The 25,800-nt window shown below is 47.7% G+C and carries 23 protein-coding genes, 1 tRNA gene and 1 pseudogene; 9 read left to right on the top strand and 16 right to left on the bottom strand.

Translation table 11 applies throughout. The features are described from left to right. The first annotated feature begins 485 nt into the window (after nt 1-485). Together helD and ACWPAB_RS10615 are read left to right on the top strand one after the other, a co-directional pair. Nucleotides 486-2,774 carry an RNA polymerase recycling motor HelD gene (gene helD, locus ACWPAB_RS10620; RefSeq protein WP_003567804.1) on the top strand — a complete coding sequence of 763 codons (2,289 nt, stop codon included), beginning with the start codon at nt 486-488 and terminating at the stop codon, nt 2,772-2,774. Nucleotides 2,775-2,908: 134 nt separating this feature from the next. Further along, the gene (locus ACWPAB_RS10615) at nt 2,909-3,742 is read left to right on the top strand and encodes a LysR family transcriptional regulator (RefSeq protein WP_003585705.1); all 834 of its coding nucleotides are present in this window, start codon (nt 2,909-2,911) and stop codon (nt 3,740-3,742) included. A gap of 24 nt (nt 3,743-3,766) precedes the next feature. Here ACWPAB_RS10615 and ACWPAB_RS10610 read toward each other — a convergent pair whose 3' ends face one another. From ACWPAB_RS10610 to ACWPAB_RS10595, 4 genes are all read right to left on the bottom strand, one after another. Beyond that, on the bottom strand, nt 3,767-4,738 hold the full coding sequence (locus ACWPAB_RS10610) for a TDT family transporter (RefSeq protein ID WP_016381257.1): 972 nt from the start codon (nt 4,736-4,738) through the stop codon (nt 3,767-3,769). A gap of 435 nt (nt 4,739-5,173) precedes the next feature. After that, the gene (locus ACWPAB_RS10605; protein ID WP_003576567.1) at nt 5,174-5,818 is read right to left on the bottom strand and encodes a CPBP family intramembrane glutamic endopeptidase; all 645 of its coding nucleotides are present in this window, start codon (nt 5,816-5,818) and stop codon (nt 5,174-5,176) included. Nucleotides 5,819-6,104: 286 nt separating this feature from the next. Beyond that, nucleotides 6,105-6,177: transfer RNA gene (locus tag ACWPAB_RS10600), tRNA-Thr, on the bottom strand. A 164-nt stretch (nt 6,178-6,341) separates the two neighbouring features. Continuing rightward, nucleotides 6,342-7,016: an HD domain-containing protein gene (locus tag ACWPAB_RS10595; RefSeq protein ID WP_003571551.1), complete on the bottom strand. Its 675-nt coding sequence runs from the start codon at nt 7,014-7,016 to the stop codon at nt 6,342-6,344. Between the two features lie 127 nt (nt 7,017-7,143). On the opposite strand from ACWPAB_RS10595, the gene ACWPAB_RS10590 reads away from it, so the two are divergent. Continuing rightward, complete coding sequence (locus ACWPAB_RS10590) at nt 7,144-7,560, top strand: MarR family transcriptional regulator (protein ID WP_003567813.1); 417 nt, start codon at nt 7,144-7,146, stop codon at nt 7,558-7,560. Between the two features lie 212 nt (nt 7,561-7,772). Beyond that, complete coding sequence (locus tag ACWPAB_RS10585; protein WP_003585708.1) at nt 7,773-10,301, top strand: excinuclease ABC subunit UvrA; 2,529 nt, start codon at nt 7,773-7,775, stop codon at nt 10,299-10,301. Between the two features lie 63 nt (nt 10,302-10,364). On the opposite strand, the gene ACWPAB_RS10580 is transcribed toward ACWPAB_RS10585, so the two are convergent. The 3 genes from ACWPAB_RS10580 to ACWPAB_RS10570 form a co-directional block, all read right to left on the bottom strand. Next, nucleotides 10,365-11,369 carry an aldo/keto reductase gene (locus ACWPAB_RS10580; protein ID WP_003576574.1) on the bottom strand — a complete coding sequence of 335 codons (1,005 nt, stop codon included), beginning with the start codon at nt 11,367-11,369 and terminating at the stop codon, nt 10,365-10,367. A gap of 301 nt (nt 11,370-11,670) precedes the next feature. Beyond that, entirely contained in the window at nt 11,671-12,483 is an 813-nt protein-coding gene (locus tag ACWPAB_RS10575; protein WP_003567825.1) for a Cof-type HAD-IIB family hydrolase, read from the bottom strand. Nucleotides 12,484-12,545: 62 nt separating this feature from the next. Continuing rightward, entirely contained in the window at nt 12,546-12,890 is a 345-nt protein-coding gene (locus ACWPAB_RS10570; protein ID WP_003567827.1) for a hypothetical protein, read from the bottom strand. A gap of 307 nt (nt 12,891-13,197) precedes the next feature. Here ACWPAB_RS10570 and ACWPAB_RS10565 point away from each other — a divergent pair, with 307 nt between their 5' ends. Next, a complete protein-coding gene (locus ACWPAB_RS10565) occupies nt 13,198-13,461 on the top strand; it encodes a hypothetical protein (protein ID WP_003567829.1) in 264 nt (87 codons plus the stop codon). A gap of 83 nt (nt 13,462-13,544) precedes the next feature. Here ACWPAB_RS10565 and ACWPAB_RS10560 read toward each other — a convergent pair. After that, a pseudogene (locus ACWPAB_RS10560) lies at nt 13,545-13,750 on the bottom strand (hypothetical protein). On the opposite strand from ACWPAB_RS10560, the gene ACWPAB_RS10555 reads away from it, so the two are divergent. After that, nucleotides 13,749-14,426 carry a YoaK family protein gene (locus tag ACWPAB_RS10555; RefSeq protein WP_003585710.1) on the top strand — a complete coding sequence of 226 codons (678 nt, stop codon included), beginning with the start codon at nt 13,749-13,751 and terminating at the stop codon, nt 14,424-14,426. The pseudogene ACWPAB_RS10560 and the gene ACWPAB_RS10555 overlap by 2 nt on opposite strands. A 5-nt stretch (nt 14,427-14,431) precedes the next feature. Here the strand turns inward: ACWPAB_RS10555 and ACWPAB_RS10550 are convergent, their stop codons facing one another. Then, the gene (locus ACWPAB_RS10550; RefSeq protein WP_003585711.1) at nt 14,432-15,118 is read right to left on the bottom strand and encodes a histidine phosphatase family protein; all 687 of its coding nucleotides are present in this window, start codon (nt 15,116-15,118) and stop codon (nt 14,432-14,434) included. 44 nt (nt 15,119-15,162) lie between these two features. Beyond that, entirely contained in the window at nt 15,163-15,975 is an 813-nt protein-coding gene (locus ACWPAB_RS10545; protein ID WP_003567836.1) for a Cof-type HAD-IIB family hydrolase, read from the bottom strand. A 96-nt stretch (nt 15,976-16,071) separates the two neighbouring features. On the opposite strand from ACWPAB_RS10545, the gene ACWPAB_RS10540 reads away from it, so the two are divergent. Then, on the top strand, nt 16,072-16,554 hold the full coding sequence (locus ACWPAB_RS10540; RefSeq protein ID WP_003585712.1) for a ribonuclease H family protein: 483 nt from the start codon (nt 16,072-16,074) through the stop codon (nt 16,552-16,554). Between the two features lie 5 nt (nt 16,555-16,559). Here ACWPAB_RS10540 and ACWPAB_RS10535 read toward each other — a convergent pair whose 3' ends face one another. Beyond that, the gene (locus tag ACWPAB_RS10535; RefSeq protein ID WP_003567840.1) at nt 16,560-17,462 is read right to left on the bottom strand and encodes a LysR family transcriptional regulator; all 903 of its coding nucleotides are present in this window, start codon (nt 17,460-17,462) and stop codon (nt 16,560-16,562) included. Nucleotides 17,463-17,711: 249 nt separating this feature from the next. Between ACWPAB_RS10535 and ACWPAB_RS10530 the strand changes: the two genes are divergently transcribed. Next, nucleotides 17,712-18,914: an aminotransferase-like domain-containing protein gene (locus ACWPAB_RS10530; protein WP_003567842.1), complete on the top strand. Its 1,203-nt coding sequence runs from the start codon at nt 17,712-17,714 to the stop codon at nt 18,912-18,914. A 304-nt stretch (nt 18,915-19,218) separates the two neighbouring features. On the opposite strand, the gene recA is transcribed toward ACWPAB_RS10530, so the two are convergent. Further along, nucleotides 19,219-20,412: a recombinase RecA gene (recA, locus tag ACWPAB_RS10525; protein ID WP_003567844.1), complete on the bottom strand. Its 1,194-nt coding sequence runs from the start codon at nt 20,410-20,412 to the stop codon at nt 19,219-19,221. Between the two features lie 400 nt (nt 20,413-20,812). Here recA and ACWPAB_RS10520 point away from each other — a divergent pair, with 400 nt between their 5' ends. Continuing rightward, nucleotides 20,813-21,511, top strand: a complete 699-nt coding sequence (locus ACWPAB_RS10520) for a DUF554 domain-containing protein (protein ID WP_016380477.1) — start codon at nt 20,813-20,815, stop codon at nt 21,509-21,511. A 158-nt stretch (nt 21,512-21,669) separates the two neighbouring features. Here ACWPAB_RS10520 and ACWPAB_RS10515 read toward each other — a convergent pair whose 3' ends face one another. From ACWPAB_RS10515 to pfkB, 4 genes are all read right to left on the bottom strand, one after another. Next, nucleotides 21,670-22,143: a DUF7679 family protein gene (locus ACWPAB_RS10515; RefSeq protein ID WP_003567848.1), complete on the bottom strand. Its 474-nt coding sequence runs from the start codon at nt 22,141-22,143 to the stop codon at nt 21,670-21,672. Nucleotides 22,144-22,462: 319 nt separating this feature from the next. Further along, complete coding sequence (locus ACWPAB_RS10510; protein WP_016381812.1) at nt 22,463-22,801, bottom strand: hypothetical protein; 339 nt, start codon at nt 22,799-22,801, stop codon at nt 22,463-22,465. A gap of 48 nt (nt 22,802-22,849) precedes the next feature. Next, the gene (locus tag ACWPAB_RS10505; protein WP_003585717.1) at nt 22,850-24,832 is read right to left on the bottom strand and encodes a fructose-specific PTS transporter subunit EIIC; all 1,983 of its coding nucleotides are present in this window, start codon (nt 24,830-24,832) and stop codon (nt 22,850-22,852) included. Between the two features lie 3 nt (nt 24,833-24,835). Beyond that, nucleotides 24,836-25,765, bottom strand: a complete 930-nt coding sequence (gene pfkB, locus ACWPAB_RS10500; RefSeq protein WP_003585718.1) for a 1-phosphofructokinase — start codon at nt 25,763-25,765, stop codon at nt 24,836-24,838. Nucleotides 25,766-25,800: the final 35 nt, after the last annotated feature.

Here is a 25,800-nt window from a genome sequence, read left to right as displayed (position 1 = left end):
AGCAGTGCCATGGGCAATCTAGCTCGAATACTAGGATAGAAAGCAGAGAGTTGGCGGAGCGGCGACGGGCTCAGTGGTGAGATTGGTCTTAGCGGAGTGGTTTTCTCTGCTTAGACCAAGGCCGAGCTTCGAGACAGCGCGCCGGGCTTGCGCGTTGGCTCGAAGTCGTGCCCACCACTCTAGCTTCGCGGTCGCCACCCCGAATCGCCGCGGAGCCAACTCGGACAATAGGATCAAGCTTAATTAGAGTAGAGCCGAGAAAAGCTTGACACATACGGGCCTGCTCACGCTCTCCCAAACGCGTTCGCCAGACCAGAAACCTGCACATAAGGACCTCGGACATAAATGGCCAAAGCCCAGCCATTTATGTCCGAGGCCACTTATGCTCCGGTTTCTAACCGGGCCTGCTCACGCTCTTTACTTTTCCAAGTGCCCAGCGTACAATTATCGACACCATTTTAAACACCGAAAGGAGCGCCGTTTCTATGGAAAATGCAACGAAGGCAGAAGAACAGGCTCGGGTCACGGCGGTCATTGAGAAGCTCAAAGCAAGACTAGCGGCCATTCATGACCAGATCGAAGCGGCGCACAAAGAAACCAGCCGGATTGAACGATCTTACGGTGAAAATACCAAGGTCAACGTTACCGAAGTCGATGACCAAATGGAAACCAACGCTGCGGTTCAACAGCAGAAAGTCATGGTTGCCCGCGCCGTCGAAAATGAAACCATTCTCAAACACGAAGGTAATCGTCTCACCCTGCTAGCGGACAATCCTTATTTTGGCCGTATCGATATTGACGAAGATGGCGATCCCGACACGCTTTATATCGGCACTGCCACCTTCATTGACCAAGATGGCGAATTCTTGGTTTATGATTGGCGCGCGCCGGTAAGTTCTATTTATTACAACGGTACCCTTGGCGATGTCAGCTACGATACACCAGCAGGCGAACAACACGCCACTTTGAAAAACAAACGTCAGTTCCAAATCGAACACGGCCACATCAAAACCATGTTCGACACCAATGAAACCGTTGGCGACGAAATTCTTCAATCCGTTTTAGGCGATCAATCAGACGAATACATGAAAAATATTGTCGCGACCATTCAGCGCGAACAAAACGACATTATTCGTGATACCACCAGCGACTTGCTTGTGGTTCAAGGGGTCGCCGGCTCCGGGAAAACCAGTGCGGTTCTGCAACGCATTGCTTACTTGCTATATCACAGCCGTAGCGATCTGGATGCTGACCAAATGGTACTTTTCTCACCTAACCGCTTGTTTGCCAATTACATCTCGCAAGTTTTGCCGAGCTTAGGCGAAAAGAATATGCGGCAGGCAACCTTGTTTGAATTCTTGGCAAACCGTTTCACCGGCTTACATGTTGAAACATTATTTGAACGTTATGAACATGATGCAGCTGGATTGCCGCCAGCTGCTGAGCATATCCGTCGCTTTAAAGAAGCGCCGCGCTATCTTGAAGCTATCTACGACTATGCTAAGCAACCGAAGCGGACACCGCATTTTATTGACGTTGAGTTCAACGGTGAGACTTTCTTCTCAGCCGCAACCATCGCGAAAATTTATCAAGCCCAGCCAGCATTGATGCAGCCAGTTGATAAGTTTACCGCCACTAAGAATGCTTTGATCAAACGTCTGAATACCCGGATTCATATGGAGGCCAAACGAGACTGGGCGCAGTTGCGCGTTTCCGATCTGTCACAAACTGAATTGGAAACCTTGACCGCCGATCACGAATTCGAAACCGGTGAAGATGAACAGCGATTTGTCTCGGAAGCTATTGTCTCAAAAGCATTTTCACCAATCTACGACGCACTGTACAACGATCATTTTTATGATGTGTTCCAAGACTATCAGCAATTCATGGCACAGGTGAAACCACCCGTTGCTCCGGCTATCTGGCACACAATGGTCAACGCCTTTTCAGACGGAATCGAAGCGCATCAATTACGCTTAGAAGATGCCGCCCCGCTGCTTTATCTTCGTGATCTCAGCACCGGCAGCGGTCAAAATAGCCTGATTCAGTATGTTTTCGTTGATGAGATGCAAGACTTCAGTATGGCGCAGTTGTTGTACTTGAAACACGCCTTTCCTAAAGCCAAGTTGACTTTGTTGGGCGATGCCAAGCAAGACGTGTTTACCAGTAATTACCAGCCTAGTGATTTCATTCATGAAATCGAGGACGTTTTTTCCGGCTATAAAATTCGACTCATTACGTTAAACAAAAGCTACCGATCCACGCAACCGATTACTAACTTTGCCAAAGCTTTATTACCAGAACACGACCATATTCAGGCGTTTAACCGTGCTGGTGATAAACCAGAAGTCTTGACGGTAGCGCGCACGGAAGCGCCTGATGCTTTGTCAAAACTGGTGACGCAACTGCTGGCAACCGATACCACCGTGGCGATTCTAACCAAAGATGCCCAAACGGCTGATCAACTTTACGCCACTCTCAAACTTGATGCACCAGTAACCTTGCTATCGGCTAATGACCATAGCCTTAAAAACGGTTGTGTCATTTTGCCAGTCTATCTCGCGAAAGGTTTAGAGTTTGACGCAGTCATCGGTTGGGATATTTCTGCAACCACGTATCAAAATGAAGCCGACCGTGATATTCTCTACACACTTTGCTCCCGAGCCTTGCACCATCTCACACTCGTTGCTTTGGACGCCCCAAGTCCATTGATCACGGCACTGCCCGCTGATCTCTACACACATGCTGGGGATGCCTCTGAGGCGCGTGTCTAATGCCACCCATGCATCATCAACAAACGCCCGTGTCTTCGCTGACACGGGCGTTTGTTTGGCTTCTAGAATCATGATAAATTATCAATGGGACGATTTAATCAATTCTGTTTATTAAAAATTTGGAGGGTTTATTTTTGTTTAATCTACTCCGTACCTTCATGGCCGTTTACGAAACACGCAGCTTTTCCTTGGCAGCCACGCACTTATTCACCAGCCAGCCAACTGTGTCACACCATATTCATCAGCTGGAACATCAACTAAAAACAACCTTATTTGAACGAAACAAACGCAGTGCGACGATTCCCACAGCAGCTGCTGATATTTTGTATACCTTTAGTGGCAACCTGCTGGCTGAGTGGGAAAAAACGCAGGAAGCGATTCAAAATAGTCAAAAGGATGCCATTGTTGACCTGCATATTGGCGTATCGCAAAGTGTCGCCGCTGTTCTATTTTCCCGAATCGCAGCGGCTTTAAAAAAGGCTTTTCCCTACTTGCAATATGATGTCGCCGTGCTCAATTCCTTGCAAGTTGTCAAACAGCTGGAAGGCCAACATTTAGATTTAGGCTTTATTGAACAACCTTTAACCTTAAAGGGCGCTATCCGAACAACCCTTTGTACGGATCAACTGATCGCTGCAGGTTGGTCTACCGGCACTTGGATTACCCGCGAAGAAGGCTCTGGGATGCGCTATTACACCACCGCTTACCTACAAGCAGCCGGTATTTCGCCGCAACACATGATGACTGTCAATAACAATGCCATGCTGCTGGCATTGGTACAACAAGGTGTCGGGCAGGCACTTTTGTCGGATCAAGTCGCACTCGGCAATGCTCCGGCACAAGCAATTGGGCCGCAATTTCAACGGCATTTTTACTTGCTGCAAAACCCAAACGCCAATTGGCCCCACAAACAGGCCATGCTAGATAAAATTGTTGAAGCAGCTCGCGCTTCGGAAGTAACCCGCTGATGGCCAAGCTGCTTTGGATGACTATTAATCAGACACTTCTTGAGTAGCAGTTGCTGTTTGCTTGACTGTTTTAGCTGTAAGCCGCAAAAAGTTTAGATAATGGCCGGTCACAAATATCAGCATCAAACTCGCTACAAGCCACTCACCCCACTGCAACACGCTCAACAAGTTATGCACCAACCCCTTGCTGGCAAAGATAGCAATAAAGCGGGTCAAAGCAGTCGCGGAAATGACGAGTGGAAAGGTGAAGGCGGCAAAACTCGGATAAAACGACAGCCGCGTATACTGTCGAATGCTGAAAAGGGTCAGAAAATACAGGCACTGTGCAAAAATCAACATGCCGGTTGCAAATGCCAAATTAGGATGCGTGAAGCTGGCCAGATAACCGGTCAGGCAAAGCGAAGCCGGTGCGGCGATGATCGTCAGTAAGGGCTGTGTTGCCTCAGGCAGCGGTATTGTCCTGACACGATGCAGCACAAACGGAAAAACTGCCACGTAGATCACAAATGCAAGCCAGAAAAGGGGCTGCCCAAGTGCTGGCACGAATTTTCCACTGGTCACGGGAATGACGCCGATACCGACAAAGGTGACAAACCAGCTCGGATAAATCATTTGCCATTCTTTTTGTTGCGGGAGCAAATGCCGTGAAACGAAAAAAATCATTAAGCCAAAATGGATAATCACTGCTAATACCCAGATGACAGTAGCGATCCCCACCGGCATTCCCCAAGCAGTTAAATAAGTGCACAAGATCATCAAGGTCATCGAAAATGTCGGCGACACCGATGCGATGATCGGATCCTGTAAACTTTTAGCTGCGTGTAAGGGAGTCAGGCAAATTTTCAGTAAAATCAGTCCAAACAGCAAAGCAGCTAAGCCTCCTGTTAGGTTCCCTACTAATTGCCAACCTGCCAGTTTGTATAGATTACCCAACGATGCCAATCCCAGTGTCAGTCCCGCCATCGGTAACGGCACTCGTTTCAAAAATGATCTCATAACTGCCTCCTTATATTCTTGCTATTAAGTGTAGCAAGAATCATCGTCATCGGCTAAATTGATCTTTTGCATGATTAACATTCACTTATTGAATCAATCATGGTGGCGATCATGCGACCAATCTAGGCTAAAAGTTTCTTGCCATGCCAAACTCCGCAATCTCCGGCCAGATGAGGATGGAACGCGTGACGGCGCTTCGAGCCCAAAAAACGGTCTCGAAGTCGCCTAACAACATCAGCGACAAAGCCCGGTCGCTGTGTTGTTTGCACAGCTGATCCCCATCCGGCCTACGATTGCTTCGCCTTGGCACTGGGATCTTTAAAACCCCAATAAATCATTTATGAGAAAATAAAAAATGAACAACTTCCAATTGCGAAAATTGTTCATTCTTATTTGACGCTTATGAATGATGTCCTAACCTTAGTTTGGAAAATTCTACACGAGCAAAATTGTTGCATTGTTGAGCATATGCAACCCAATCGAATAACGCATGTCTCTTGTTCGCAAGTAAGTCCAAGCAAGGACGCCGCCAAGCGCGGCATAGATGAAGAAGTTATAATCCACTTTTCCGGCCACATGCGCAAAGCCGAAGACTGCGGCACTGATTAGCACACTCACCCATTGCCAGGATCGCTGCTTCAAAGAGCCGAAACTGTTCATCAAGAAACCCCGAAATAGATACTCCTCAACGATTGGGCCACCAACAACTGCTAATAACTTGATTGACCACGGATAGTTTTTAACTAAATCAAGCAGGTTACTTTGGTTGGCAGCTTGAGGCGCGTGCATGACTTGCGTGAGCGTCACGTTGATGAGCTGAATCAAAAATAGCAATCCGATACCTTGCCAGATCACGCTAGAAGGATGAGCCACCGCCAGCGCAGGTTGTTGGCGGTAAAAATGTCGATAGCAGACCATCAAGGCAGCAATCAGTGCACCGAATACAAAGACCAAGGCACCAATGGCCCCATAGGCACCCCACGTGGCCTCACTGCGGATCAACGCAAGTTCGGCAGACGAATAGGCGATAAAACCTGCAGCAACGCCAACAAGTTGGACAAATGAGCGAAGAATTTTCATGAAGGCAATCCTTTCTTGGCATGTTTGTCTTTAAGGGTAACATTTTAGAAGCCAGGGTGCATGGTGAAACATAGCCGTGAAGAGGCGTGTCATGCTTAGAAAGTGAAGCATAAGGTCCCACCATAACGCGCGAGTCATCCCCAAAACCTACGCATAAGGAGCTTAGTCGTAATGATCAAAGCCCGCCCTCACGTCCAAGACCACATACTTTCCGGTTTCTAACCGGGTTGGTTCGTGCTCACAAAAAAACCTGACAGATTTAATATCTGTCAGGCGCGGTACTATCAGCCGTCTATCGGATTCGAACCGACGACCTCATCCTTACCATGGATGCGCTCTACCGACTGAGCTAAGACGGCAAATGGCTGTGTTGTTTAAAAACAACTGCCTAATTAATGTACACTAAATCCCCATAGCTCGCAAGTCCTTTTTATAAAAATGTAGCGTAGAAAGCAAAAAAATGCGCATTGCTACAGCTGTTTTAACTGGCCATGCTGTCCTTTCATAAAAGAGCCGCCTTGCCTTACCGTCTACCGTGCCACTCGGCCTTGAACTCGGTTAGAAAATCTTCCATAACCTGTTGGCGATGCATCGCCATTTTTTTGGCCGCATCGGTGTTCAATTGATCCTTGAGTTTCAACAGTTTTTCATAAAAGTGATTGATGACGGTGCCTTCTGTTGTACGATACTGAGCCGCGGTTAAGTCAGCTCGTGGTGGTAAATCTGGATCATACATCCGCCCACCATGTGCACCGCCATACATAAAAGCACGACCAATGCCAATGGCACCAATGGCATCAAGACGATCGGCATCCTGAACCAGTTGTCCTTCGACCGGCAACGATTGATGGTGTTGTAAGTTTGCTTTAAACGACATGTGATCGATAATCGTCAATACCATTTGGACTTGGTCAGCGCGCATGCCAGCGTCGACCATTGCCTGCTGGGCGGCGGCTTTGGCTATTGGCACATCCGGAACCAATTTATCGTCATAGGTATCATGCATCGTGGCCGCCGCCAACACAACAGCTGTATCAGCCTCTGGTGTTTGCGCAGCTAGTTGTTTTGCTGTCGCCACAACCCGCTGAATATGGTCAAACCCGTGGCCACTGTGATCTTGCTCAGATACCTTTTTTGCAAAGGCTGTCAGCTCTTGCCATTCGATCATGAATCGTTGCTCCTTTTCGTTGTCCACCATTCAGTCACCTGCTATGTGATTTTGTTAACAAATCGAGCTTTTTTCTGCCGTATTTATTGCGTCAATCAACCTCAATCCTTCATACTAAAAGTATACAGAGGTTATGAAAAAAAGGGGGAGCACTTTTATGAAAAAGCAATATTTGGCAGCCAGTCAGTCGGTGAATCAATTCAACCGACTCTTTTCACCGGTTTCAACATCGGAGATTCCATTGAATCAACAAAACCTGCTTTTCTGGATGGCGACCGATGCCACGCCAAGAACACCAACAAGCTTGGCCAAAGAGATGCACGTCACCAAGGCTGCGATCACCAAAGCCAGCAGCCCGTTGATTGACCGGGGTTTGCTTGAAAAACAACCCGATCCTGAAGATTGTCGCAGCTTCAAGCTGGTGCTTAGCGAAGAAGGTGAGCAAGCAATTGAGGATCTCGGGCCTGAATACTTGGGCAACTTAGAACGTCTCTATCATGAACTTGGCGAGAAAAAGTATCTGAAGTTGATCAAACTTCTCAGCCAAGCAACTGGCACCTTAGTCACCGAATAAACCGGTCATCTCGTGGCACAAACGCCTCATGGAGATCACCACAATCAAGCCTGACGCTCAGTTGCGTGAGGCTTTTTCAGTTGACTGGGCGACACAATTTTGTCGCCGACTGTTGCCGTTTTTCTAGGAGCGTTACAATGACACTATCAGGACGTAGCTAGCCCGATTTTGTCAGTAGCCGGCTATGTCTATCTTTGTAAAGGAGTGGTTTGATGGCAATTCCCGATCATATCAGTGTTCGCGGCGCTTACGTTAACAACTTGAAGCATCTCAATGTTGATATTCCACTTAACAAACTGGTGGCGATCACTGGTCGGTCTGGTTCCGGTAAAAGTTCATTAGCCATGGGCGTGTTATACGCTGAAGGTATGCGCCGCTACATGAGTGCCTTGTCCACCTACACCCGCCGGCGCCTTGGCCAAACAAGTCCTGCTGCTGCTGACTCAGTACGCCATATTCCTAGTGCCATCGCTTTGCGGCAGCGGCCAACCGTTCCAGGCATCCGCTCAACTGTCGGTACGGCCACAGAAGCGCTCAACGTCATTCGCCTCATGTTTTCCCGTCTCGGCTCGCCGGTTTGTCCTAATGGTCACCGCGTATCGCCAACCCTCGATATTGCCAAGGCAATGGATCTGCCCAATGACGGTGAAAGCGGTATGGGCATGATCACTTGTCCGACCTGTGGCGTCCGTTTCATGGCTTTTGCTGCTGAAGATTTCGCCTTCAATTCAACTGGTGCCTGCCCGACATGCGGCGGTACTGGTCAAGCGCGCACACTGGCCGCCAACCGGCTCATCCCTGATCAAGCACTGACAATCCGTCAAGGTGCCGTGGCCTCGTGGCGCTTGCCCGGTCGCAATTTTATGCCTTTTGTCGCACAAGCAATCGGCATTGATATTGATACGCCTTTCCAGGACCTGCCAAAAGATCAGCAAGAACAGGTTTGGCACGGTGAACGTAAAAAATACGCCATCAATATCCCCAGCAAAACCGGCAAAATTTTTCATATGGACCATGCACAGTACGAGAATGCTTTCAATGCGGTCGAAGATTCTTTAGCGACGACCAAAAATGAACGCGCCATTCAGCGGCTGAATCGCTTCTATGAGTTTGGCATCTGCCCGACCTGCCATGGCAGCCGATTTGCCCCGAAATTATTGAGCCAGCACCTAGTGGATCAAAACATTGCTCAGGTTAGTGATATGACTTTAACGCAATTAGCCGCGTTCATTCCCGAAATCTATCACTGGTTGCCAGCAGATATGCAGTCACTGGCGCACGATATTATCCAAGAACTGACGCAATTGCTTAAGCCCATCATGGACCTTGGCCTCAGTTACCTGACCCTGAGTCGAGCCGCGGCTTCCTTATCGACTGGTGAATTGCAACGCATTCAGCTCAGTCGCACGCTTCGGACTGAAACGACCGGCGTCCTTTACGTCCTTGATGAACCGTCCATCGGCCTGCATGCTGCAAACGTTTCTGGATTGCTAGAAGTCATGCACGGTTTGGTCAATCAAGGCAACTCGCTGGTCGTTGTGGATCACAACACCGCCATCATTGAGGCAGCCGATCAAGTGATTGAGATTGGTCCCGGTGCAGGCGTTGCTGGCGGCCGACTCATTGATCAAGGTAGCCCTGAAGCGATCAGCCATGATACCCATTCGTTGATTGCACCCTTTTTAACCGGAGCGGCTCCCTTGATTGTTCGCCCGCAAGCTGGTGAACAAGAAATTAAGCAAACCAAACAACTGCAATTAACCGTAACTGATCGATTTAACCTTCATGACCTGCATGTCCATTTTCCAGTTAACTGCTTCTCAGTGGTATCCGGCTTTTCTGGTGCTGGCAAGTCAACTTTGATTTTTGACGCCCTAGTACCAGCGCTGTCAGCAACTGCTGACCAACCAGCTCCAGCATTTGTTCGTGATCTTGACCGCGGCGGCCTGCGCCATGTAGTTGCGATTGATGCCACGCCGGTCGGTAAAAATGTCCGCTCAACCGTCGCCACCTACACAGACATTCTCGACCATCTGCGACACCTTTTCGCCAGTTTGCCTGATGCCAAAGCCAAGCACTATACGAGTAGCCATTTCTCTTACAACGTCAAAGCCGGCGCGTGCCCGACATGCGGCGGTACCGGCGTCATTAACTTAGATATCCAGTATCTGCCTGACATGCAGCAAACTTGCCCGACTTGTCACGGCCGTCGCTACAACCCCGAGGTTCTGAAAATCAAATGGCAGCAGCACAGCATCGCCGACTTGCTAGATCTGGACGTGGACTCCGCCTTGACCGTTCTGAAAGACGAACCGGCTATTACTCACACATTGCAAACCCTGCATGACATGGGCCTCGGTTATTTGCATTTAGGTGAAAGTACCCCGACGCTGTCTGGCGGTGAAGCGCAGCGCCTGAAGCTAGTTGCCCACATGGGACGCTCCCAAAAAGACACGCTTTTTGTCTTCGATGAACCATCGGTAGGTCTACACCCCTTGGATGTTCAAACCTTGATCGCTGTTTTTCAACGGTTGCTCAAAACCGGTGCAACGGTTATTGCCATCGAACACGATCTAGACGTCATCGCTAACGCTGATTATGTCTTGGATCTCGGACCAAAAGGCGGTGCAGAAGGTGGCCGCGTCATGGCTGCTGGCACACCGCAAGCAATCGCCAAACAAGGGAAAGGTGAAACTGCCCCTTACTTGGCGGGCCATCTGGCGGCCTTTCACGTTAAGTAGGCTTGACAAAAAGAGATGCCTCGGAAAGTGATAACCGAGACATCTCTTTTTCATACATCAACTTTAAACGTTCAAGATCGAATCAATGTGGCTGATTTCTTCTGCACTGAAGGTCAGATTTTCGGTTGCCTTCAGGTTGTCTTCCAAATGATCAACCGAGGTGGTCCCGATGATGACACTGGTGACAACTGGATCACGTAACAGCCATGCCAATGCCATTTGCGTTAACGTCTGGCCACGGTCATGTGCTACTTCGTTTAACTCGTTCAACTTCTTCACAACCGCGTCTTTCCCATGGGCAAAAGTGGCTTGGTTGGTCGGATGAATTTTGAACGTATCCGGAATACCATTCAGATACCGATCCGACAACAAGCCTTCTGAAAGCGGCCCATAAGCAATTAGGCCGGCACCATCGGCTTGAAGAGCCTTCGTTAGGCCAGAAGTTTCAGCCTCACGATTAAACATGTTGTAACTGAACTGATTCAGCACAAATGGCGTATGCAGATCTTTAAACATCGCAATCGCATCTTTGGTTTGCTGGGTATCAAAATTCGAGATCCCGATGTAAAGTGCCTTGCCATCACGCACCGTCTGATCAAGCGCATTGACAGTTTCTTCTAAATCAACCGTATCATCAAAGCGATGCGCATAATAAATGTCGACATAGTCAAGCTGCAGGCGTTTGAGTGAATCATTCAAGCCTTGAATGACCGCTTTGCGCGAAGTCCCAACACCATATGGGCCCGGATGAATCTCATACCCCACCTTAGTGCTGATCACCAATTCATCTCGATAAGCCTTCAAATCCGTTGCTAAAATTTGACCAAGCAAACTCTCGCTGCTGCCAAAACCAGGTTCATGATCACCATTACCATAGTGATTCGCCACGTCAAAATGAAAGACACCATGATCAAAAGCGTCTAAAATAACCGAACGGCGTGGGCCAAATGGATCAAGATTGCCATAATGCTGCCACAAGCCAAGTGAAATTGCCGGTAGCATCAAACCGGTTTTCCCGGCATGACGAACAGGCATCTTGTCATAACGATCAGTTGCTGCATAATACATGACTTTTCCCCCTCTACACGTTCACGAGTGCAGAAACCTGCATACAAGCGCCTTGAACGCTTATACGCCAGTTTCGACCGCACCAGCTCACGCTTTGACTTAAACGCGCTCACCGACCCAGGAATCATGTATACAAGCCCTGAACGCTATGGTCAAAATTCAACCATCGTATTCAAGCCAATTTGCATACGGATTTCTAACCGGGCTGTCTCACGCTCATAAAAACGTTTACCATCTTCTATGGTGGCAAACGTTGGCCCAACAAGCAACTTAAAAAGTCAATTTTTTAATATAAAACTACTTATTTTTCAAAAAAATCGTTCAAAAAGTTAGCTACACCATCATCCACATTGGCATCTGTCATATAGCGGGCAGTCTGCTTAACCTGTGGCACAGCATTTTCCATCGCCACACTAATACCAGCAGCCTTCAGCATGCCAAGATCGTTGAGACCATCGCCAAAGGCAATCGTTTGCTCCGGACCGATTCCTGTGAGCGTCTGCAACTCCTTGACAGCCGTGGCCTTATCAATATGTTTAGGAATGAGTTCAAGGTTAGTATGTTCAGAGGCTGAAACATGTAAAACATCCTGTGTTTCTAACGCTGCCTTCCCCTTAGCCAATGCTTCCGAATCATGCGGGCCAAAAATGATCCCATTCGTAATTGCAGGTGCATGTGCTAACAAATCATCAACTGATGGTAAGGCTACAACGTCAATGCTCACCGAGCTGGGGGCAAACTTGCGTGCAGCTGCTTCAATGGCAGGCGGCACTTTACCTGTGTAATAAACGGTATCATCGCTGAAATACAAGGCGTTCAGGCCCAACTGATCGGTCACAGTTTCAACCGCCGTAAGTGCCGCTTGCCCCAAAACATGATGCACCCGCTCGCCGGAAAAATCGTAGACAGCACCATTCGATGCAATAATCGAAGCTTCTGGTTCGAATTGTTTGGCCACAACCTGCGCTAAAGCGTGCATACGCCCGGTGGCAACATAAAAAGAAGCGCCGCTAGCAACGGCAGCTGCGATGGCCGCTGCCGTTTTGGGCGTAACGTCATGATGATTGGCGGTTAGTGTGCCGTCAATATCACTAATAATTAAGTATCGCGGCATAACCGTTCCTTTCTACCCTAAGGACACAAATGGCGACCGATCACCATCGGCCGCCTTATTTGTTAAAGTCCTTGCGGTAATCCGTCAATTTGATCAGCGTACCAATCGTTCCATGGTGTTTCAGGTGCGCCTTGCGCATTAAAAGTTACCTTAACTTGCTTCAAAAGGTCCAACAAGTTACCGGATCGGTTAGTCAGAAGACCGGCTGTCAATTCCTCGCGAGTCAGTGGTTGATTATCAAGCAAGTAATGATTAATATCTGCTAGATTCCCCTGCGTATCAATTTGGGAAAAAACATCGAGACCGGCGCCGAAGAAGCGATCCAAGTAGAACTTTGCAAAAGTTTCCAATGCTGTATGTTGTGCTGTTTCATTTAATTGATCAATCGTTGTGTTGCTTGCTGCCATAACTATTTTCGTCCTTTCTGCTTTATTCCATTATAACCACTTTTGGTTGCGTTTTGGAAAACATCGTCCCACAACGATCACAAGTTTCACATAAACTTACACGTTACCGTCGACCACCATTTTATGAGTGCTCCTGGTCATATTCATTAATGAAAAGATAGTGTTTGATGACATTTTTATAGGAAATCAAAAATGCCATAAAATATTCGTCTTTTTTGAAATTTTACGACTTTGGTCTCTTGCTATTATGGAACGGTTGTTATAGTATGCCAAATATGTTGGGGATCCGTGAAAGGCTGGAGATTTTATGGAAAAAGAAAAATTACATCTCGGTGACGCGGTTGTTTGTCATGTCAAAGAAGATATGGAAGCACCTTTTACCGGAAAAATAGAAAAGGTTTATGAGAACTCGGCGCTGTTGAGTATTACCGATTATGCTGATAAAGACCGGCAGAATGCCGCAGAGCTCAACTTTAAGATTGTCGCAAATTTCCACGCGATGACTCAGAACCTCGGCGGCGGCACTGTCTTGGCGTTCCCGCCAGAACCAGCCGAAGAGCCAAAAAAATAAACGTTCCAATCACATTGTCTCACAATATCACTGGCATCTCGTGCCAGTGAGTGGTTGTTATTATTTACTTAGGGATCTTCAACTCAAACAAACAAAGTCAAACCGGTCGACAGGACAGCCTGCTGATCGGCTTTTTTAGTTGATACCCAAGACAACTTTCATGGTCATTCATGAAAATCAGCGTAAAATGAGTCGCAAACAACCTATCGCAAGAGCGCAAGCCAGTTAAGCTCGAAGTCTTATATGCAGGTTTCTGGCCTGTAAACGCGTTTAAGGGAGCGACCAACATGAACGAGAAACCCTATCCAGTCCACGAAAGTCTTTTGATCGGCACACTGCTCACAGCAGCTGCTGGCAGTTTTGATGCTTTCACCTATCTCTTACACGGTGAGGTATTCGCTGGCCTGCAAACCGGGAACGTCATCTTGTTGGGTATTCATCTCGGTCAGGCGCAATGGACTACCGCTGTCCGTTACATGGTACCGATCTTCGCTTTCATGTTCGGCACCATGGCCGCCCGCGCACTGCAACTGCAGGCTGGCAAAAAATCACGACCTTTAACCGAACAACGGTGGCTCATTCAATACGAAATCACTTTGATTCTTATCGTGACATTGTTTGGCCACTGGCTGCCTGATCTAGCCGCCAGTGCTTTGGTTTCACTCATCGCCGCCGCGCAGCTACAGGAATTTCGCCGTTTAAAAGGCGGCCCTTTTACTTCACTGATGATGACCGGCAACCTACGCACCGCGGCGCAAAGTCTTTATGATGGCTTCATCCGCGGGCAGCAAAAAGGCCGCAAAGACGCGGCCACAATTGGGACGATTATTTTATCATTTGCTACCGGTGCTGCCGTGACAGGTATTTTAACGACCCTGATCGGAACTTATGCTTTAGTAGGCGCCGCTTTGTGCCTCGTCTGGATTGATATCATTTTTTGGCGTGATCAGATTGAGCTTCACTAAACCACTTAATTAGCGGCTTGACCTGCATGCAAGAAACTAAGGTCATTGAAATCCGTCACAGTAAATCGATCATTTTCCCACATCAGTTTCGTCACGCTAGCATTGTCTAGCATTTCGCGACCATCAATGTTGTAGTGAACATAATTCAACCACATGAGCGCCGCTGTCCCGTGTGAGACGACCAATACTCGCTCCCAGTCTTTGGCGACTGCCTCTACAGCAATCGCACGCAAAGTTCGATTCAAGCGTTCCTGCACCATGCGGTTCGTTTCCGCCTTGTTCGGGTGCTGATCCATATTCGCCGTAAAAGCTGCATCTGCCGTCTGGGTCAACGTTATTTCTTGATTGGCCAATGCATCGTGAAAGTTAGCAATCCCCATTGTCGCTAAGGAAAAATCATTTGCCAGTTGACCTTCGAACTTGCCGTAATTTTCTTCACGCAACCCCATCAAGGTCGTCACCGGTATCGGTTCATCCAAACCGCTCAAAACAAAATGAGCAGTATCTACCGCGCGGGTTAAATCGCTGGCAAAAGCCGCGTCAAAGTGAATGTTTTTAGTCTTAAAGCCTTGACCCAAAGCTTTAGCGTCCGCAATGCCTTTTGGCGTCAGTGCCGAATCGGCCATGCCTTGCACTCGTTTTTGTACATTGAATTCTGTTTGCCCATGACGGACAAGATAAAGCGTTGTCATGTCTAGTTGACTCCCATAATTTTCATTTTTCCTGCGACAATGGTTTAAGCCAGTTTCAAATAATCTGCCAAATAGTTTGCCACCCCATCATGCTGATTATCGTTAGGGGTCTGCGCATCGGCGATTGCAAGAATCGCAGGACGGGCATTTTTCATCGCAACACCATGACCCGCAAACTGCAACATATCAAGATCATTCATGTCATCGCCAAACGCAATGATATGCTTTTGATCGATTCCGTATTGGCCCGCCACGTAAGCAAGTGCCCGTGACTTGCTGGTATTCTTACTTGTCACTTCAAGCGCAGTGTATTCACCACTCCAAGCTCCCCACGTTTTGGCCGCCAAATGTGGATACAATGCGTTGACTTGTTTTGAAACTGGATCAAAAGTTTTAGCCGTCATAAACATCGTGACCGAAATAGGTGGCTGCCGCAAACCTTGCTCATCTAACAGCGCCTTAGGATGCGGACGATCTGGCAAAAACGGAATGTTCGCGTATGGTCGATCAGCCACCAGCAACTGTTTACCTTCTGCCACCATAACTTTAAAGGAAAAGTCGCGTTTTAGCTGCCGTAACGACAGTGCCACCGGAATGGGAATGGTGACCTCTTGCTCATAACGCCAGTGTTGGTGCGGGATGTGAATCAGCGCGCCGTTGAAATTGATCATCGGGCCATGAAGCTGCAAGTCGTCGTAGAAATGTTCCGAAATCGAATCCGGACGGCCGGTTGTAATGACAACGAGATGTCCCGCGGCTTGTGCCTCGCGGAGGACGGCAATCGTGCCAGCGCTTAATTGTCCATCCGCATTCAAAGTCGTGCCGTCTAGATCCAGTGCAATAAGATAGCGTTCCATGCAGCAGCCTCTTTTCAAAATTTTTTCTTAGTGATGTGTCTAGCCATCTAAAACGCGTTCCCCTACAATAGATAGCAGTTAGAAAGCGAGGAAATCATGGCTGAATCAATTGTACTTTATACAGATGGCGGTAATCGCAATACAGGAAATCAGGCGGGTGGATCGGTTCGCCCCACGGATAAAAGCGCATGGGCCGCATTGCTGATCTACGGAGATCACGAAAAAATGCTATCTGACGGCGACTATGGCCGAACGAATAATTATATGGAAATTATGGCCGTTATTCAAGGCTTAAAAGCCCTCAAACGCACAGATATTCCCGTCGATGTTTATTCCGACTCTGCTTACGTCATCAACACCATGCAGCAACGTTGGTGGGTAAAATGGCAACAAAACAATTGGCGCAACCATGGCAAACCAGTTAAAAATGCCGATCTTTGGCAGGCCTTGTTGCACCAAGTCAATCGCTTTGAAACGATTACCTTTCACAAGGTCAAAGGCCATGCCACCAATCGCAACAACAATCGCGTCGATGCGGCCTTGAATCAAACCATGGACCAGCTTGACGATCATGTTTAACTATTTTACCCCTGATGGCCGAGAAATGCTTCACCATAAGTCTCAGCTAAGAAACTATGAATCACCTGCTGCATGCGCTGCACAGAAGGTGATTTTTTTATGGTCGGATTAATCACGAGACACAGCGTCCGCTCAAAGGGCTCAGAAAATGGATACATGTTGACATCGCCAACTAACTTCTGCACCGCTAGTTTCGGCAAAATGCCCATCCCCAAACCTGATTCCACCATCGACAGAATGCTTTGGTCATCAATAGAATAATTAATTGCATTGCTTGACACATGGTAGCGGTCCAACGCATTTTTGGTATCTCGATCATAGTCAATCTGCTGCAAAATGAAGTTCTGCTTATCGACATCGGCCTGTGTCACTGTGCGGCCGTTTTTAGGCTTGAATTGCTTGGGCGTGATGCAGTAGATGGGATCCTTTAATAACGGCTCTACCACGACGCCAGGGCCAACTGGTAAGGAGGAAAAGCCAATGTCGGCAGTTCCCAGTCGGACCGCCTCAACAATCCGGTTAAAAGTGCCTTGCACCACGCTAATTTCAATGTGCGGATAGCGCTTTTTGAAGCGACGGATAATTGTTGGCAGCCAATTCGTCGAAACCGACGAGAACGCACCAATGCGGATACGGCCGGTATTAACCCCATTAATGTTGTCCGCAACCTGCGTCAGCTGCTCCTCGAGATTCTGGATGCTTTGAATAATCGGCAGCACCTGCGCCCCGTCTTCAGTTAGTGCCACTCCCGTTCGATTACGAATCAAGAGTGGGAAACCCAGTTCTGTTTCCAGCTGACTGACACTATGACTCACGGCACTCGGCGTTACATTCAGCTCCGCCGCCGCTTTCGCTAATGTGCCTCGCTCCACAACCTTGCTAAAAACTTCATAAGAAAAGTTAGCCATTTGCCCCTCCTTGATGTGACACCAACTGTCACTTCGTTGTGATAAATCCTTTTAGACTAGGAATAACAGCTGTTCGTTCTTTTTAAGGTGAATAAAATTCATCATAAACTGAAATAGTTGAGCTTTACTCAATCATACAAGCCGTTTTACACTAGTGTCAATAAGAAAACGTTGGTACTTCACCAAAGCATCAACGTCATAAAGACGTCGGCACCCGTTTTAATCGCAAACGTCAAAGGGGGATTCATCATGAAATTCGCAACACGTACTCAAAAAACTGGTCATTCAGGTTTAGAAGATCTATTTGCTGCTTCTGGTCCAAATGTCATTTCATTTGCCGGTGGTTATCCAGATCGCGATTTATTCCCGACAAAACAACTTAATCAGGCATTTAGTCAAAACTTTACAAGTGGCGATAGGGAATTGCTTCAATATGCCAGCACAGAAGGTTACGAACCATTACGTGCCAAGATTGCAGCTCGTCTGCAGACGACTGGGATGCAGGTCGACGCCGATGACATCATGATGACCCAAGGCGCTCAACAAGGCATCGATCTAGTGGCACGGTTAATGTTGGATCCAGGCGACGGTTTGGTTGTTGAAGCCCCAACTTACTTAGGTGCACTTGCTGCTTTTAACGCCTATCAACCCACCTATTACGAAGTACCGATGCAAGCTGATGGCATGGACATCAATGCTTTACAACGCATTCTAATGAGTCGCAAAGTCAAGTTCATCTACACCGTTCCTGATTTTCAAAATCCTACTGGGGTTGTGATGTCCTTGGCCAAGCGGCAGGCAATCATTCGCCTCGCCAACCAGTATGATGTCATGATTTTGGAAGATAATCCGTATCGCGACCTTCGTTATACTGGCAAAGCCTTGCCGACGATCAAGTCACTTGACACAGAAGGACGCGTCATCTATCTTGGCAGTTTTAGTAAAATTCTTTCTCCAAGTCTGCGCATGGGCTGGTTGGTCGCTGCGCCCAATCTTTTAAAAGAGTTGCTGGCCTTAAAAGGCGGCAGTGATCTGGAATCCAGCAATCTGGTAATGCACGGGATCAATACCTATATGGAAAATAACGATCTTGATGCACATATCAGGGAAATTCAGGATTGCTATCGTGAGAAAAAGAATGCCATGGTGGCAGCGATGAAGCGCTATCTGCCAGAAGAAGCGCACTTCACTAATCCTGACGGCGGCTTCTTTATCTGGCTCACCATGCCAGCCGGCTTCGATATGGGCGCGTTCATGAAAGAACACCTATTACCAGAAGCCAATATCTCCTATGTGCCATCAACCAATCTATATGCGACAGCGGCTTTGTCCAACGGTGCCCGGTTGAACTTCACTGGTCCTAGTCTGGCGCAAATTGATACCGGCATGAAAGCTTTGGGTGCAGCATTAAAGGTTGCTTTGCAACACAATCTGGTTGCCGAACAAGCCTAGGCTATAACGCTTTCAAAAAAACTCGGTTAACCTTAACAAAATGACAACGTAACGATCACATTTTCGTCACACTTTGCCGGTAGTATTAACAGCATAGAAGTGAGCCACCCACTCATTCCTAAACCCCAACCTAATTTTCATTTTTCTCCTCCAAAGAAAAATCGGTGATTGGCCCCCATCCGATCACCCAATAACAAAAACGCCCGCTGCGATGGTAGCGGGCATTTTTGTGTTTTGAAGACAAAAAATCGCCGCACACTTTCTCAAAGTGTAAACGGCGATTAATCAAACATCCATCAGTTGCTTAAACTAACCGATCAACCCCGAAGCTGGCAGGGTCATCTTTCTTGTCGGCTTTCTTTTCAGTATCAGTGGTCGTTGTTTTTTCGGTCTTTTTATCAGCAGATGCCTGATCGTCTTTCTTATCATCCTGCTTCTCATCGGTTTCTTCAGGCTTCTTTGGCGCAACTTGTTCACGAATCTTTTCTTCAATTTCCTTAGAAATTTCCGGATGTTCATCCAAGTAGTGAGATGCGTTGACAAGTCCTTGGCCCAAACGTTCCTTGCCATAGTTATACCAAGAGCCAGACTTGGTGATGACGTCAATGTCATTGTCTTTATCGGTTGCCAAGTTAATCATATCGGTATTGTGTTCAATCCCGTGACCAAATGACATCGTGGTTTCAACCGATTTAAACGGCGGTGCGACCTTATTCTTAGTGACTTTCAGTTTGCTAGCGAAGCCGACAACATCTTTGCCGTCTTTCACCTGCTGCCCACGCTTGACTTCAATCCGCACAGACGCATAGAATTTCAAGGCACGACCGCCCGGTGTCACTTCTGGGTTGCCAAACATCACGCCAACTTTTTCACGCAATTGGTTAATGAAAATAACCAGCGTATTGGTATTATTGATCGAACCGGCCATCTTCCGCAGTGCCTGCGACATCAGCCGGGCTTGCAAGCCCACATGGCTATCCCCGATGGCACCTTCAATTTCAGCCTTGGGAACCAAGGCTGCGACAGAGTCAATGACAACAATATCAACAGCCGCTGATTCAATCAGCATTTCAGCAATTTCAAGCCCCTGTTCCCCAGAGTTTGGCTGAGACAACAGTAAGTCGTCAATATTTACGCCAAGTTCCGCCGCATACTTCGGGTCCATCGCATTTTCGGCGTCAATGTAAGCCGCCTTGCCGCCTGATTTCTGCAATTCGGCAATAGTCTGCAACGCAATCGTTGTTTTCCCGGTACTTTCAGGACCATAGACTTCAACGATTCGGCCACGTGGTAACCCGCCGACACCGAGTGCAAGATCCAAGGATAAAATGCCTGTTGAGACGACATCAACCTTCAGTTCTGGTCGATCGCCCATCTTCATGACGGCACCTTCACCAAAGGCTTTCTTGATCTTCTGAAGGGCTTTTTCTAGTTCGGTATCGCGATCTGTAGCATCGGATTTAGTATTATCATTCTTTGCGGTCGTTTTCTTAGCCATACTTGTCTCCTTAAATGCGCTCACTGGCGCAAAAGTCTGTGTGTAAGCACCTTGGTCACAATAGCTCAACCAGACCACTTATATCCCAGTCTTTAACCATGCCAGTGCACGCTTTGTCTTATAAAAATGCGCCAGCAGTTCCAAAAACCTGTGCACGCTATTTTAAACATATACATCCGAGTGTCAATTTACGCTGTCTCCATTATCGAACATGCGTTTGTTTTTTGCAAGCTTTTACGTTAAAAAAGTCATCCCCAAAAATTGTTTGCAGGTGACTGCTTTATTTTACCTGATACTGACACCTTTTTGGTAAAAATGACGCGTTATTTATGGCACACAAGCATGGTATGATGAGGCGATTGGCTTGATACTACAAAAATAGGTAAACGAGGAAAATGAAATGATGTTCATGGGTTCTATTGTCAATGGGTTGACGATTATCGGTGGCGGGCTCTTAGGCTTGATTCTCCACAGTATTAGCGATCATGCTAAAGATACTGTCACCAAAAGTCTTGGGCTTGGTACCTTCGCATTGGGCATTCAAATGGCCTTGCAGACAAAAAGTTTTATTGTTATGGTCCTCAGCCTTTGCCTTGGCGGCTTGATCGGTGAGTGGTTGCATATTGAAGATGGCATGAACCACCTCGGTTTGATGTTGGAACAGCGCTTTGCCCGCGGCAATCAGCATTTTGCGGAAGGGTTCGTGACCGCCACCCTGATTGCTGTCATCGGTGCCATGGGTATTTTAGGCGCGATTCAGGCGGGCGTTTCTGGAGACAATACCACGCTATATACTAAATCCGTCATGGACGGGTTCATGGCGATTATGCTGACCGCGTCACTCGGGGTTGGCGTGATCTTTTCCGCGTTGCCAGTGATCATTTATCAAGGCACAATCACACTCTTCGCCAGTTTTTTAGTCCAATTCGTTCCCAAGGCATTGATGACGAACGCACTCCGCGAAATTGGTGCAGTCGGCGGCTTAATGATCTTGGGGATTGGGTTAAACTTGATGGGCATTACTAAAATTCGTATTTCTAATCTGCTGCCTGGCTTGCTAGTCCTTGTTGCGATCCTAACTGGTCAGTATTTTCTATGATTAATGATTGAACCATTTAGGAGGAGGCTATTGGCAGATCATAAACTGACCGGTTTGAACGGTTGTGGTGATAAATCAAAGCAGATTTTTACCAAAAAAACGACCCCCTGCTTCACTGGCATGGGTCGTTTTTTTTTGGTAAAAGTGCCGATTATGATTCAGAAATTCGGAATGAGCCGCTGCTTTTGGCGATGGAAACGATAGTAAACCAGTTTGCAATGCCAATCACGCACGACACCCAGCAAGTGCGAATTGGCATCATAATACCAGTAGCGCAGATCATCTTTTAGGTACTGCTGATTCAACCATGCATGATCGTGCCGCAAGAAAGTATAACTTTCAAGCATGTCCTGCTCTCGCCAAACATCAGGTAATAAGAATTGGCTACGGGTAAACCGTTTTAAAAACCGATCTGAATAATAAACCCGCTCAATGCGACCGACAAACAATGCCGTCTCGCCTTTACCCACATATGGCGCCATGGGCACAACAATCAAACCACCGCGTAAACGTTCAAACCAGTCTGTTTGCTGACTGACGTTAATGGCACGTGTGACATCCTTGGGTAACCGAAAATCCAATACTAAACCATCCGGGCGTCGAACCCGAGCAACGATGTGTCGTTTTTTCATATAAAGTTCCCCCAAAACAAGTGAGCGGTCTTCAGCGCGGTTAGCAGCCAGCGTGTAAGCGGCCTTGGCCGTGATGGTCGCTCTTTGACCATTGCGGCCAAGGTCCTTACACGCTGGCTGCTGCGCTGAAGAGCGCGTTATGGTGAGCGCGAGCAGGAGCGCTTAGAAACCGAAACATAAGTGGGCTTGAACCCAAATGGCCCGATCTTGGCCATTTGGGTTCAAGATCCTTATGTATAGGTTTCTGCGACTGCGAGCGCGTTATAACTTGGCCTATAGGCGACTTTTACTAATGGCAAAAGTTTAACACTAAATGACCTCATCTGCATTGAAAACGCTTGTTTCGACAAAGTTTTTTTAAACAGTTCTGTCTGTTAAGCATTGTTCTACGCTCTTTTTTAAATGTGAACAATGTCGCCACAAAACGATAACCAATTGTTGGATTTGTCTTCACATTTCGTTCACACCCTGCCGGTAGTATAGGAAACATAGAAATGAGCCACCCACTCATTCCTACAAACCCCAACCCAACTTTTTCATTTTTACTCCTCCAAAGTAGCAATCGTCGATCGTCCCCCAAACGATCGCAACAAAAGGGCCGCCCACCCAGCGGTCCTTTTTGCTGCACCCGATCACAAGCAACGTGAAAAATTCTCAATCAAAAATGGCCTCCTGACCGAACGTGTCAGAAAGCCATTTTGGTTAATTAACGATTAAATAGATCATACAGTGCATCTGGTGTCTGTGCTGCTTGGAAACTCTTGACGAAGTCTTCGTGCGTCAGCAACTTTGCTGTATTGGACAAGTATTTCAGATGACTGCCGCTGTCATGTTCTGGGATCAAGAAGGAGATCACGGCATTGACAGGCTTGCCGTCAAAGGTTTTCCACTCAACAGGTTGCGCCAAGTGCAAGATCAACATAGCCGATCGTTTGATGGTTTCATCTTGAGCATGCGGAATGGCGATCCCTTTTTCCATCCCTGTTGATCCTTCCTCTTCACGCGCTACGTACTTTTTGAAAATGGCGTCTGCGTCGGTGGCAAGTCCATCCTTGACCGCCATGTCAGCGAGATAATGCAAAACATCATCTCGCGTCTTAGCAGGTACGTTGACCTCAATAAATTCTTTGTTGAGAATTTCGCCAGGATCAAAACTTTGATCATCATCGGTGGTTGGTGCAGGTTGGTTGCGAGCATCGTCGACAGCTATTGGGGCAGCAGCGACATCGTCATCGGCAGCTTCGGTTGCTAACGCCGCTTCAACAACACCGGTTTTTACACCACGTTTTCTAGCCGACCGACCCGCGATCATGGCAAGCAGAACACCTGATGCTGCGGCGCCTACCAGAATCCATGCAACCCAGAGAAATGGCTTATTGACCAACGGCAACACGATGAAGCCGCCATGTGGTGCAGGCACCTGAATGCGTGACATGTAAGTCAAAACAGCCGCAATTGCCGAACCAACCATGAATGCTGGAATATTCATTAACGGATTCTTCGCGGCGAATGGAATCGCGCCTTCTGTGATATGCGTCGAGCCAAGAAGTGCATTGACATAACCAGCACTGCGTTCATCGCGGTTATAAGCTTTCGGGTTGAGCAGAACCGAAATCGTTGTTGCCAACGGCGGGGCAATGCAGGCCGCTGATACACCAGCCATGAAGAAGTAATTGCCTTGTGCCAGTAGTGCCGTCCCGGTCAGATAAGCCGCTTTGTTAATCGGTCCGCCAAAATCAGCGGCACACATCACACCAACGATAATACCTAGAATGATCGGGCTGGAGCTTTCAAGTCCTTTTAACCAAGCCATTAAGCCTAAGTTCATCGCCTTCATTGGCGTATTAATCAAAAACATAATTGATCCGGCAATGAAAACGCCCAATACCGGATACAGAAAAATAGCTTTTAACCCACGGAACTCTCTGTCAGGCATGAAAGCAAATGCCTTTTGCAGTAATAAGATGACCAATCCGGCCATGTAGCCACCAACAATAGCGCCTAAGAATCCCGACCCGTTGCCGCCGTTATAAGCAATCATGCCGACTGCCATCCCAACGATCAAGCCGGAACGCTTAGCAACAGCTTCACCAATATAAGCAGCCAGCACTGGCACCATGAGTCCCATTGCTGCACCGCCGACTGCATTCAGCATGGCTGCAAACTGATTGTATTGAGCGTTCTTGGGATCGGCAGAATAAATGCCCCAGAAGAAGGAAATCGCAATCAGGACACCACCGGCGACCACTAGTGGCAACATGTGTGAAACACCATTCATCAAACTCGTATAAATCTTGTTCCCGATACCTGCTGAACTGGTTTCGGTCTTTTCACCGGCTTCAGCCGTGGCTTTGCCACCTTTAGGCATGAACACCGCCGTATCGCTGCTTAACGCTTCTTGAATCAGTTTAGCCGGTTCGCGAATGCCAGCAGCAACTGGGACATTGACCAGTGGCTTGCCAGCAAAGCGATCGGCGTCGACATCAATATCTGATGCGATGACAACCCCTTTAGCGCCGCTGATTTCTTCTTGTGTCAACGGATCGTCCACCCCGGTTTGTCCGTGGGTTTCGACTTTAATTGTCAAGCCCATTTTCTTAGCCGCTTGTTCCAAGGCTTCCTGCGCCATGTACGTATGAGCGATACCAGTTGCACAGCCTGTCGCGGCGATTAAATCATACTTTGCCATTACTTAACCCTCCATCTTGCGAATTTTGATTTGTCCTAACAACTCATCGGTATTTGAAAAATCAGTGATCCATGCCTGTCGTGCCGTGTCACTGCCAGCCGCAATCGCCAGTTTCAGTGTCTCTGCCAGATCATGATGCTGATACAACCCGGCTAAAAAGGTCCCAAGCATCGTATCGCCTGCACCAGCCGTGTTTAGAACGGCAATTTTAGGAGCATTGCCAACCAGCGTTACATCGTGATTCATGAACAAGGCACCTGCCGCACCAAGTGACACTAAAATGTTCTGTGCCCCAGCTTCCAATGCCCGATGACCTAGCGTAATCATGGTCGTTAAATCAGCCTCCCCGGCCTGGTGGAACCAATTCATCAACTCAACATCGTTCGGTTTCACCAACAGCGGCTTGTAAGCCAATGCCTCAACTGCTTCAGGATACGCACTGTCAATGATCAACTGGAACCCATTTTTTTGGCTCAATGCACCCAGCTTTAATAAAAAGGCTGGCGCGATGCCTTGCGCAAAACTACCAGACACGCATAACCAATCGTCTGACCCCAGCGTGGTTAATTGTTGGTATAATTGATTTAATGTGTCCGCACTAATCTGCGGCCCCGGATTGACCAACTTATACTCCGTATCGGTTGTCACAACCCGCGCAAAGACATTAATCCGGGTAAAGCCAGCATCCTTATAAAAATGATTTGGCACACCTTGTTGCGTTAAAAAGTCGGCGATGTAATCAAGCGTAAACCCAGCACCAACGCCAAGCGCCGTATTGTCCACGCCACGCCGTTTCAAAATGCAACTGACATTCACCCCTTTACCATTGGCTTGCACATCATAACTGTCGGTTCGATTAACCGTATTTGGCGCCATCTGTTGGGTTTTAATAAATAGATCAATTGCGGGATTTAAAGTCAGGGTATAAATCAAGTTAAGCGCTCCTTTGTGTCGTTTGTTTTGCTTAT

The sequence above is a fragment of the Lacticaseibacillus sp. 30 genome, from assembly GCF_053819265.1.
Note: the sequence above shows the minus strand (reverse complement) of the source record. Positions and strands in the feature narration are given on the sequence as shown.